General features: G+C 65.1%; 10 protein-coding genes. 3 read left to right on the top strand and 7 right to left on the bottom strand.

The window, feature by feature from the left end:
• The first annotated feature begins 171 nt into the window (after positions 1 to 171).
• Positions 172 to 1,119, top strand: coding sequence for a LysR family transcriptional regulator (locus RYH74_RS09385; RefSeq protein WP_317409312.1), 948 nt, complete (start codon positions 172 to 174; stop codon positions 1,117 to 1,119).
• Between the two features lie 179 nt (positions 1,120 to 1,298).
• Positions 1,299 to 2,273, top strand: coding sequence for a 2-hydroxyacid dehydrogenase (locus RYH74_RS09380; RefSeq protein WP_075046300.1), 975 nt, complete (start codon positions 1,299 to 1,301; stop codon positions 2,271 to 2,273).
• 133 nt (positions 2,274 to 2,406) lie between these two features.
• Here RYH74_RS09380 and RYH74_RS09375 read toward each other — a convergent pair whose 3' ends face one another.
• Entirely contained in the window at positions 2,407 to 3,309 is a 903-nt protein-coding gene (locus tag RYH74_RS09375; RefSeq protein WP_317409311.1) for a DMT family transporter, read from the bottom strand.
• Positions 3,310 to 3,573: 264 nt separating this feature from the next.
• Here RYH74_RS09375 and RYH74_RS09370 point away from each other — a divergent pair, with 264 nt between their 5' ends.
• Entirely contained in the window at positions 3,574 to 4,449 is an 876-nt protein-coding gene (locus tag RYH74_RS09370) for a helix-turn-helix domain-containing protein (protein ID WP_075046302.1), read from the top strand.
• 90 nt (positions 4,450 to 4,539) lie between these two features.
• On the opposite strand, the gene RYH74_RS09365 is transcribed toward RYH74_RS09370, so the two are convergent.
• The 6 genes from RYH74_RS09365 to RYH74_RS09340 all read right to left on the bottom strand — a co-directional run bounded on the left by RYH74_RS09365 (position 4,540) and on the right by RYH74_RS09340 (position 10,911).
• Entirely contained in the window at positions 4,540 to 6,927 is a 2,388-nt protein-coding gene (locus RYH74_RS09365) for a TonB-dependent receptor (RefSeq protein WP_317409310.1), read from the bottom strand.
• A 218-nt stretch (positions 6,928 to 7,145) separates the two neighbouring features.
• Positions 7,146 to 8,129 (bottom strand): FecR family protein, encoded by a 984-nt coding sequence (locus RYH74_RS09360; RefSeq protein WP_286100555.1) that lies wholly within the window; start codon positions 8,127 to 8,129, stop codon positions 7,146 to 7,148.
• Positions 8,126 to 8,683, bottom strand: coding sequence for an RNA polymerase sigma factor (locus tag RYH74_RS09355; protein ID WP_317409322.1), 558 nt, complete (start codon positions 8,681 to 8,683; stop codon positions 8,126 to 8,128). Before RYH74_RS09355 ends, RYH74_RS09360 begins: the two co-directional genes overlap by 4 nt.
• A gap of 22 nt (positions 8,684 to 8,705) precedes the next feature.
• Complete coding sequence (locus RYH74_RS09350) at positions 8,706 to 9,032, bottom strand: DUF3325 domain-containing protein (protein ID WP_317409309.1); 327 nt, start codon at positions 9,030 to 9,032, stop codon at positions 8,706 to 8,708.
• Complete coding sequence (locus RYH74_RS09345; protein WP_317409308.1) at positions 9,032 to 10,609, bottom strand: PepSY-associated TM helix domain-containing protein; 1,578 nt, start codon at positions 10,607 to 10,609, stop codon at positions 9,032 to 9,034. Before RYH74_RS09345 ends, RYH74_RS09350 begins: the two co-directional genes overlap by 1 nt.
• A complete protein-coding gene (locus tag RYH74_RS09340; RefSeq protein ID WP_317409307.1) occupies positions 10,606 to 10,911 on the bottom strand; it encodes a DUF3649 domain-containing protein in 306 nt (101 codons plus the stop codon). Before RYH74_RS09340 ends, RYH74_RS09345 begins: the two co-directional genes overlap by 4 nt.
• Between the last annotated feature and the right edge of the window lie 12 nt (positions 10,912 to 10,923).

Here is a 10,923-nt window from a genome sequence, read left to right as displayed (position 1 = left end):
GAGGTAAAGGGGCCGGGCAATTCTAGGGGGCGGCAGCACTGGCGATAAGCGTGGATTCCTGCGAATCTTTGTTACCAAAACAGCGATAATCCGCCTTTGGTCGAAGGCAACTTTTCATCTCTTTTACGTTACTTCGTGACACAATTTTGTCCTCTACATCGAGAGTGACCCATGGACACCCTGCAAAACATGCGTGCTTTCAGTTGCGTAGCCCAACTCGGCAGCTTTACCGCTGCCGCCGGGCAACTGGATACGACCACCGCGAACGTGTCGCGGGCGGTCTCCAACCTGGAAGCCCATCTGCAAACAAGGCTGCTCAACCGCACCACCCGCCGCATTGCGCTGACCGAAGCCGGCAAGCGCTACCTGATGCGTTGCGAACAGATTCTTACCTATGTCGAAGAAGCCGAGGCCGAGGCCAGCGACGCCCATGCCCGCCCGGCCGGGCAATTGAAGGTGCACTCGATGACCGGGGTCGGTCAGCACTTCGTGGTCGACGCCATCGCCCGCTACCGCGAATCGCACCCGGACGTGACCTTCGACCTGACCATGGCCAACCGCGTGCCCGACCTGCTAGACGAGGGCTATGACGTGTCCATCGTGCTGGCCACCGAACTGCCCGACTCGGGGTTCGTGTCCCAGCGCCTGGGCATCACCTACAGCATCGTCTGCGCCTCGCCCGCCTACATCGCCCGCCACGGTATTGCGCACAAGCCTGCCGACCTGCTCAAGCACGCCTGCCTGCGCATGGTCAGCCCGGTGATCCCGTTGGAGAAATGGCTGTTCGACGGGCCGGAAGGCCAGGAGATGGTCAACATCACCAGCTCGCCGTTCATGGTCAATACTGCCGATGCCATGAAGACCGCCATCCGCAGCGGCATGGGCGTGGGCGTGCTGCCGATCTATTCGGCCATCGACGGCCTGCGCGATGGCAGCCTGGTACGGGTGCTGCCCGAGTACCGGCTGCAGGAGCTGAACCTGTACGCCATCTACCCGTCGCGGCAGTACCTGGATGCCAAGATCAAGACCTGGGTGGAGTACCTGCGCAACTCGCTGCCGGAGATTCTGGCAGCCCATGAGGCGGACCTGAAAACCCATCAGGTGATGATCGCCAACTAAAAAGCTGCTGCATTGCGGGGGCGGACAATGGTAGGTTGCTAACCATCGCCGGCCTCTTCGCGGGTAAACCCGCTCCCACAGGTACACCACTGCCTTCCAGGGCTGTGCAATACCTGTGGGAGCGGGTTCACCCGCGAAGAAACCACCACCGCCCCACCGCCTTGCAGAGAAGTTGCCCGATGAAAAAGACCGTCCTGGCCTTCAGCCGTATCACCCCGGCCATGGCCGAACGCCTACAGCAAGACTTCAACGTGATCGTGCCGAACCCCAAGCTCGGCGACATCAATGCCCAGTTCAACGAAGCCCTGCCCGAGGCCCATGGCCTGATCGGTGTTGGCCGCAAGCTCGGCCGGGCGCAACTCGAAGGGGCGGCCAGGCTGGAGGTGGTATCCAGCGTGTCGGTCGGCTACGACAACTACGACCTGGACTACTTCAACGAACGCGGCATCGCCCTGACCAACACCCCCGACGTGCTGACCGAAAGCACCGCCGACCTGGGCTTCTCGCTGATCATGGGCTGCGCCCGCCGCACCGCCGAGCTGGATGCCTGGACCAAGGCCGGCAACTGGCAGGCCACCGTGGGCCCGGCCCACTTCGGCAGCGATGTGCACGGCAAGACCCTGGGTATCGTCGGCATGGGCAACATCGGTGCCGCCATTGCCCGCCGCGGCCGGTTCGGTTTCAACATGCCGGTCATCTATTCCGGCAACAGCCGCAAGAGCGCGCTGGAGCAAGAGCTGGGCGCGCAGTTCCGCAGCCTGGAGCAACTGCTGGCCGAAGCCGACTTTGTCTGCATCGTGGTGCCGTTGTCCGATGCAACCCGCAAGCTGATCGGTGCGCGTGAGTTGCAACTGATGAAGCCGAGCGCGTTCCTGATCAACATCGCCCGTGGGCCGGTGGTGGACGAGGCGGCGCTGATCGAGGCACTGCAGAACGGCACCATTCGCGGTGCGGGCCTGGACGTGTACGAGAAAGAGCCGCTGAACGATTCGCCGCTGTTCAAGCTGCCCAATGCCCTGACCTTGCCGCACGTTGGCTCGGCCACTGCCGAAACCCGCGAGGCCATGGCCAACCGGGCAATCGACAACCTGCGTGCGGCGCTGCTGGGTGAGCGGCCGCGGGACCTGGTGAACCCACAGGTGTGGAAGGGCTGATAGGCCTCTACTGCCTGCACCGGCCCTATCGCCGGCAAGCCAGCTCCCACAGGTAACCCACAGGCCTGAGCCTTGTGCAGTACCTGTGGGAGCTGGCTTGCCGGCGATAGGGCCAGTGCAGGCAACCCATTACTTATTTGGCCACCACAACACCCTCAGCCACCCTGGCCTTGGGCTTGCGAAACACCAGCACATTCCCCGCCATCACCGCCACCAGCCCCAACAAGGCCGGTGCCGTCCACTGATACCCCTCGGCCACCGCCGACACATTCAGCGCCACCAACGGGAACAGCACCGTGCAGTACGCTGCCCGCTCCGGCCCCATGCGCCCGACCAGGGTCAAGTAGGCGGTAAAGGCAATCACCGAGCCCGGCACCACCAGGTACAGCAACGAGCCGATGTACCGCACGTTCCACTCCATGCTGAATGGCACGCCGCTGACCACGCAGAACACCGCCAGCATCGCTGCACCGTAGACCATGCCCCAGGCATTGGTGGTCATGGGTTTGAGCCCGGCCTTCTGCTGCATGCTCGACAGCATGTTGCCGGCCGAGAAGCACAGCGTGCCGAGCAGGGCCAGGCCAAGGCCGTACAGGGTTTCGCGGCTGGCCGCGTGGTGGGACAGCTCGGGCCAGAACAGTAGCCCCAGGCCAAGGAGCCCCAAGGCGCCGCCGCCGAGCACGTTGCTGGCGATCTTCTGGCCGAAGAAGATCCGCGCGTTGAGTGCATTCCACAGGGTGGCGGTGGAGAACACCACGGCGATCAGGCCGCTGGCAATCCACTGGCTGGCGCTGAGGAAGCAGATGAAGTTGACGCAGAACAGGCACAAGCCCTGGGCCAGACAGATCTGGTGGCCACGCCGGTTTATTGGCTGCAGGCGGCGGGTGAGCAGCAGGAAGGCGAACAGGATCAGCCCGGCCAGGGCGAAGCGGTAGACGATCGAGACCGGAATGGCGACCACGCCCAGCTGGAGTTTCAGGGCGATCCAGGTGGTGCCCCAGATCAGGACGGTTAGCAAGTAGAGTGACAGGTTCATGGCGGCGGTTCCTTGGGCCTTTCAGGATCGGTGCCCGGCGCTTCGCGGCTAAAGCCGCTCCCACAAGGACCGCGCTGCTCTCGAGGCTGGCGCGGTCCCTGTGGGAGCGGGTTCACCCGCGAATCGAGGGCGCAGCCCTCGCCGAGGCATTTCAGTGTTCTCCTGTCGAACACCCACGCGCTTGCACAAACTTGCGCATTTGTCCTGCGGGTAGCTGTAAGCCTGGCCAAGGCGCAGTAGGATGGCTGGCAAGAGGGACCGCCCATGACGCCACTCACCCAGCTGCAAGTGTTCAACGCCATGCACGCCTCGCCCCACGCCCGGCTGGAGCTGAGCGCGCACCTGGGCGACGGGCTGGCGGCGGCGTTGTGGAGCAACCGCGACGATGCCCGCGACTACCAGGCACCGAGCCATCACACCCTGTCGTGCTACATCGCCGACGGCACCGGCACCTTTCGCCGCCAGCGCCCCGGCGACAAAGGGGCGCCCGACAAGCTGTGCGTGATGCCGGCCGGGCAGGAATCGAACTGGGTGGTCAATGGCGCGATCCGCCTGGCGCACCTGTATGTCAGCGAGGCGCAATTCGCCCTGGGCTGCGTGCGCCTGCTCGACCGTGAACCGCGTGAGCTGCAACTGCAGGAGGCGACCTTTCTCGATGACCCGCAGCAGGCCAAGCGCTTTCGCCAGCTGATCACCCTGGACTGGGATGAACCTGGCGAGCGCTTGCTGGCCAGCAGCCTGGCGCACGAGATCGTCGACCATGCGCTGCTCAACCAGGTCGGGCTGCGCCAGGGCCTGCGGCTGAAAGGCGGGCTGGCACCGAGCCTGCGCCGGCAAATGGTCGACTACATCGAAGCGCATCTCGACCAGCCCATCACCCTGGGTGAACTGGCCTTGCGCTGCAACCTGTCCGAATACCACTTTGCGCGCATGTTCCGCGCCAGTTTCGGGCTGCCGCCGCACCAGTACCTGCTGGCCCGGCGGCTGCATCGGGCCTGCCAGCTGTTGCGGCTGGGGTTGATGCCTTTGGGGGAGATTGCCCTGTTGTGCGGGTTTGCCAGTGCCAGCCATTTCAGCAACCGGTTCCGCCAGGCGGTCGGTGCAACACCGGGCGAATACCGTTCGGCCATTCGCGGCTAAAGCCGCTCCCACAGGGACCGCGCCACCCTCAAGGGCAGTGCAGTACCTGTGGGAGCGGCTTTAGCCGCGAAGAGGCCGGTACAGGCTGGCCTAGAACTCGAAGGTACTGGACAAGCTCACCTGCCGCGCATCGCCAATGGCCACAAAGTACTGGTTCACCGCCGAGCTGTAGTAAACCTTGTCGAACAGGTTCTTCACGTTCAGTTGCAACAGCACCTTGTGCTCGTCGAGCCTGGTCTCGTAGCTGGCAAAGGCATCGGCCACGGTATAGGACGGCAGGTCGAAGGTGTTGGTCGGGTTGCCAGCGCGCTCGCCTACGTATCGGGCCCCCGCGCCAATGCGCAGGCGATCGCCGCCGAACAGGCTGCCATAGTCATACACCGCCGACAGCGAACCACTGTGGCGGGCCACGTTCTGCAGGCGGTTGCCCTTGAGGTCCGGGTCCTTGGTCACTTGCGCATCGGTGAAGGCGTAGCTGCCGATCAGGCTCCAGCGCTCGCTCAGCTGGCCAGTCAGGTCCAGCTCAACACCCCGTGAGCTGACCTCTCCAGCATTGCTGTACACCGTTTCGCGCGTACTGGTATCAAAGTTGGAAACCAGCACGTTGCGCTTGGTGATGTCGAACAACGCCAGTGTTCCGGTAAGGCGGCCTGGCATGTCGAGCTTGGCACCCAGCTCCCACGATTTGCCCTCCTCCGGCGCCACCGACGAGTCAAGCACCACATTGCCGACCAGCGGCGCGATGGTGGAGTTGGGCTTGAACGACTCGCTATAGCTGCCATAAAACGACAGCTGCTCGTCCACCTTGTAGACGATACCTGCATGCGGCACCCACGCCTGGCCATTGATGTCGGTGTTGGCCTTGAACGGGCGGCCGCGGCCGGCGTATTGGTCGAACTGCTGGAAGCGCGCACCGGCCACCAGGATCCAGTGATCATCCAGGTGCAGCGCGTCCTGCACGAACAACGCGTTGGTGCGTAGCTTGTCGGTCTGGTCGCTGTCACTGGCTTTGACGGTGGTGCCCTCCACTTCCTGCCCGTAGATCGGGTTCATGTAGCTGAAGGTAGATTGGGCGCTCTGCCGGATCAGGTCCCCACGAAAGACCTTGCGGTCTTCATGATCGACACCGAACAGCAGGTCGTTCTGCATCCCGGCCAGTTCCACATTGCCGGCCAGGCTCAGGGTGGCGAACTGGTCACGACTCATGGCGTTGTGGGTGCCGTCGATGCTGCGCGACAGCGTGCCGCTTTTTTCATTCACGCCGGTCACCCGCACCTGGCTGGCATCATAGGTTTCGCGGTTGAAGCTGTAGCCGAAGTGCAGCTTCCAGTCATCGGCCAGTTGGTGGTCGACTTCCAGACGGTACAGGTCGGAACGCCCCTCCATGTCGTTGAAGGGCTCGTCCAGGCGCCGCGTGGCTGGGATATCCAGCGGGTGGCCGTTGTTGCCGAACGCCGTGCCACGGTCGAAGGGGTAGAGAAATTCGCGGTGCTCGTAGGCCAGTACCACCTGGGTGTCTTCGCCCAGCCAGGCCAGCGACGGCGCTACCAGCGATTCGCGGTGCACGCCGTAGTTGCGCCAGTAGTCTTCATCTTCGTGGTCGACGATCAGCCGATAGGCGAAGTTGCTGTCGCCCAGCGCGCCGGTGCTGTCGAACCCGCCACCGCTGCCGTTCTTGCCGCTGCCGTAGGTCGACCCGCGCACGGTCAGGGCGTTGTACTGCTCGAGTTGCGGGCGCTTGCTGACAACGTTGATGACCCCGCCCGGGTCCTGGATGCCGTACAGCAGCGAGGCCGGGCCCTTGAGCACTTCGACCCGCTCGGTGTTGGCGTTGAGGCTGCGGCCCTGCACGATGGGCATGCCATCGCGCATGATCGAGCCGTCGCGGTTGTCGCCGAAGCCGCGCTTCATCACCGTGTCGGAGGTGCCACCGAAATTGTTGCCCTGGGTGATGCCGCTGACATTGGCCAGGGCGTCATCGAGGTTGCGCGGGGCCTGGTCACGGATGACCTGGGCCGGCACCACGTTGATGGCTTGGGGGATGTCCTGGCTAGGGCCCTGCCCGCGCATGATCGAGGCGGTAGCCGGGGGCTGGTAGCTGTCGTCCAGTTGCGAGGTCACGGTGATGGCCTGCAGGTTGAGGGCGCCGGAGGTGTCCACTGCTTCGAGGGTGAGCGTGCGTGCATCGACGCGGCGCCAGGCCAGCCCGGTAGAGCCCAGCAGCTGTTGCAGGGCCTGTTCGGCGCTGAACCTGCCGTTCAGCGCCGGCGCCTGCACGCCTGGCAGTTCCAGGGTGTAGACCACGCTCTGGCCGGTGGTGCGGCTGAAGGCGCCAAGTGCCAGGGCAAGGGGTTGCGCTGGCTGGGCGAAGGTGTACGCCTGCTGTTGCTCGGCGGCGCAGGCCAGGGGGGCGACAGCGAATGCCGGGAGCGCGGAAAGGCCGAGCCAGAGAGGGACGCAACGCGGGGTGAACTTCATGGACGCTGACCTGTGAGAGGGATATGACTGCGAATGAATCGCACTTCCACTCATTACACGGATGCCACGTCCTGTTACCTCACCCGCTATCTGAAAATATTTTTGCCTGTGCGGGCCTCTTCGCGGGTGAACCCGCTCCCACAGGTACTGCACAGGATTTGAAACTTGCGCCCTTCCTGTGGGAGCGGGTTCACCCGCGAAGAGGCCGGCACAGGCGACTACCGGATCAGGGTCAACCGCCCCAGCACTGTCTGCCGCGAAAAGCCCATCACCTTGCCCAGCGAATCCAGCGCCAGCAACGGCTCGGCCACGGGGAAGCTGCCACTGACCTTGCGCCGCCCCAACTCATCATCGAGCAGCAGGATGCGCCCCGGGTAATAACGCCCCAGGTCCTCGACCACCTGCGCCAGCGGCACCTGGTAGTAATTCAGCCAGCCCTGGCGCCAGGCCAGGCGGTTGTCGCTGTCCACCGCCAGGGTGTCGCCGACTCGGCCGGCAGCGTAGGCCGCCTGCTGGTTGGCCTTCAGTTCACGCGCTGCTGCGCCCGGTGCCGGGCTCACCGCCACGCGCCCACTGCGTACCGTGACCTGGGCGCCCTCGCCCTGCTCGCGCACTTCGAACTGAGTGCCAAGCACGCGCACCTCGCCGCCGGCAGCTTCCACCACGAACGGCGCGCCGGTATGCGTGACCTGGAAGAACGCCGCACCATGCAACAACCGCACGCGGCGCTCGCCCTGCACAAAATCGACTGCAATCGCGCTCCCCGCATCCAGCGTCACCTGTGACTGGTCAGGCAAGGTCACCTGGCGGATTTGACCAGCAGTGCTGTAGTCGGCCTGCAGGTCCTGCAGCCACAGGCCCGGGTGCCAACCACCGGCAACGCCCACGGCCAGTACCAGGCACGCAGCCACCGCCAGCGCCGCGACCCGCTGCCGCCAGGGGTGCCTGGCCGGCGGCCTGGCCATCGCATCCAGGTAACGTTGCAGGCTTGCCTGTTCTTCAGCGGCCAGGCGCGCCGCCGGGGCGGCGCTGTTCTGCCACAGCGCCTGGGCCTGGGCGTAGGCCTCACGGTGCCCAGGGTCGGCCAGCAGCCAGCGCTTGAACGCCGCGCCCTCGGCCTGCGCAGGTTGCTCGTTGATGCGGCTGAGCCATTGCAGTGCAGCCCGGGACTGCGCCTCGGTGATCGGCGGTAAACGGCTCATCGACGGGCACTCCCTGGCCGGCGCGGGGTGGACGCGGGCTCGGCAACACTCGCCTTGCACGCTTCGAGGGCGCGCATCATATGCTTTTCCACAGCACTCTGGGACAGTTGCATGGCCTTGGCGATCTCGCCGTACTTGCAGCCGTGGATACGGTTGAGCAAGAAGATCTGCCGGGTGCGCTCGGGCAAGGCGCGCAAGGCAGCGTCGATGCGCTGCAAGTCGTGATCGATCTCCACGGCCTGTTCCGGGGCCTGGGCCATGGCAGCCTCATCCAGCGGCAGCACAGCTTCAGCCACGCGCTCGCGGCTGCCTTCGCTGCGCAGGTGATCGATGGCCAGGTTGCCGGCGCAACGCAGCAGGTAGGTGTCCAGCGCCTCGACCTTGACCTCGGGGCGACGCCAGAAGCGCAGGAACAGTTCCTGGACCAGGTCCGATGCCGTCGCCCGGCAGCCGACCCGGCGGCTCACCAGGGCCTCCATTCGTGCCCGCTGGGCCTGGAACACCTGGACGAAGCGCGCACGCCCGCCGCCGCTTTCGGCATCCGCCTCGATCATGTCGCCCGGCTCGCTCACCTGATCACTCGGCGAACACGGCCAACAACGGCCCCAGCACCACGCTGGCGGCGGCCAGGCCCAGCAACAGGCGGGGCTGGTATGGCAGGCCGAACACCCACAGGGTCACCCCGGCCATCATCACTGCGGTCCACTCCACCAGCCCGTGGGCCCAGCCCCGCAGGTGCACGCTGAGCACCAGCGACAGCACCAGCAACAGCCAGCCGGCGCTTCGCAACAGGCGCAACTGCACGGGGCGCGGCTTGCGCGCGAGCAGGTCGACGAAGTGCTTCTCCATGGCCAGGCACAGGGCAACGAAGCCGGCGTAAGCGATCAGTGCATTACCCAGCATCAGCTCGCCTCCGCCGTTTCAGTACTCGGCTTCTTTGCTGCACGAGGGGCCCGCTTGGCCACAGGTTTCGGGCTGTGCAACATCTTGCCGGCCAGCCAGGCCAGGAACAGACCAGTGCCCAACGCTGTAAGGTCGAAGCCGGCCATCGCCCAGTCACCCGCCAACAGCGAATGGTTCAGGCCCTGGCCGGTGGTCAGGCCGTTGAGCAGCGGCAGCAAGGCGAAGGCCAGCGCGCCCAGCGCCAGTTGCTCGCCCCATGCCCGCCGCCCGCTGCGCAGCACAGCGTGCACCAGCGACAGGCCCCAGGCGCTGAAGAAGGCGTTGACCTCCCAATCGGCCCGGCCTTCGACACCCATCGGGATCAGGCAGTTGGCCCAGAAGAAGCCCGCCACGGCCAGCAACAGGCCGCTCATGCTGGCGATATTGAGCACCTCGACCAAGCGCAGTTCGCCCGGCAGGCGTTCGCTCTTCGCATGCTTGAGCTGACGCTTGCCCAGCCACATCACCAGCCCGGTGCCGATCACCGCGGTACCGGCCACGCCGAAGAAGAAGTACAGCCAGCGCAGCCAGGGCCCGGCGAAATTGCCCATGTGCAGGCCGGCAAAGCTGAAGGCGGTCATCATCGCCCCGCTCTCCGGCTTGCCCTGGCTCAACAGCACACCGCTGGCGCCATCGAAGGTCCAGTTGGCGCTACGTCGGTAAGCCACGTGGTCGGCAGCCGATTGCGTGAAGGTAACGCGGGCATTGCTGTCGCCGGCATTTTCCACCTGGATACGGCCGATACGCGCGCCCGGTTGCAGGTCCTGCACCTTGGCGTACAGGCTCGGCAACGGTACCAGCGGCGCGGCCACATGGGCCGCCTTGGGCGCATCGTTACGGCCGAACAGGTCGTTGAAGTACTTGCCGGTGTCATTGCCGTAGCTGGCCATGATGCCTGCCGGCATAACCATGTACATGAACAGCACCAGGCTGCTGTAGCTGATCATCAGGTGGAACGGCAGCACCAGCACGCCAATGGCGTTGTGCCCGTCCAGCCAGGAGCGCTGGCCCTTGCCGGGGCGGAAGGTGAAGAACTCCTTGAAGATCTTCTTGTGGGTGATGATGCCGGTGACCAGCCCCAACAGCATGATGAAGGCGCAGAACGTCGACAGCCAGCGGCCGAAGGGGTATGGCATCTGCAGCTGGAAGTGAAAGCGGTAGAAGAACTCGCCACCGCGACTGTCGCGTGCCTCCACCGGCTGGCCGGTCTGGGTATCGAGGGTCTTGGTGACGAAGCCGCGTGGCCCGCCATTGGGGTCGCGATAACCCACGCTCAAGGCGGCCTCGCGTGCGTTGGGCATGCGGATCAGCCAGGTGCCCGAATGCCCGGCGTTGTCCTGCAGGTACCGCTGGGCCACCTCCAGGCTATGGGTCGGGTCCAGTTCATGGCTGCGCACTTCTGGCTGCGACCAGTGGGTGATTTCTTCCTTGAAATACGACAGCGTGCCGGTGAGGAAGATGGCGAACAACAGCCAGCCGAAGATCAGGCCGGTCCAGGTGTGCAGCCAGGCCATGGCTTGGCGGAAGCCTTCTTTCATGGGGTTTTCATCCAGTAGGCCAACCCGCTGATCACCCCCAGCAGCACGCTTGGCGCCAGCACGCCCAGCCAGGCGCGCAAAGCGCTGCGGCAGGCGAAGCACCAGATGAACGCCAGCAGGTAGAAGACGAATGACAGCAGCAGGCCTGTGAGCGTGGCATCAACCTGTGGCAGCGGCGCTAGCAGGGTAATGCAGACGCTGGCCACGGACGCCAGCAGGTAGCCGCCCAGCAGCGCGGCCAGGCTGCGTGAAGTTACGGCCAGGCGATAGTTGAGCGAGAGACCGGCAGTTTTGCGCGTCATGGCGAAGGCCCG

The sequence above is a fragment of the Pseudomonas sp. LSJ-87 genome (assembly GCF_032971465.1).
GTDB lineage: Bacteria > Pseudomonadota > Gammaproteobacteria > Pseudomonadales > Pseudomonadaceae > Aquipseudomonas > Aquipseudomonas putida_Z.
Note: the sequence above shows the minus strand (reverse complement) of the source record. Positions and strands in the feature narration are given on the sequence as shown.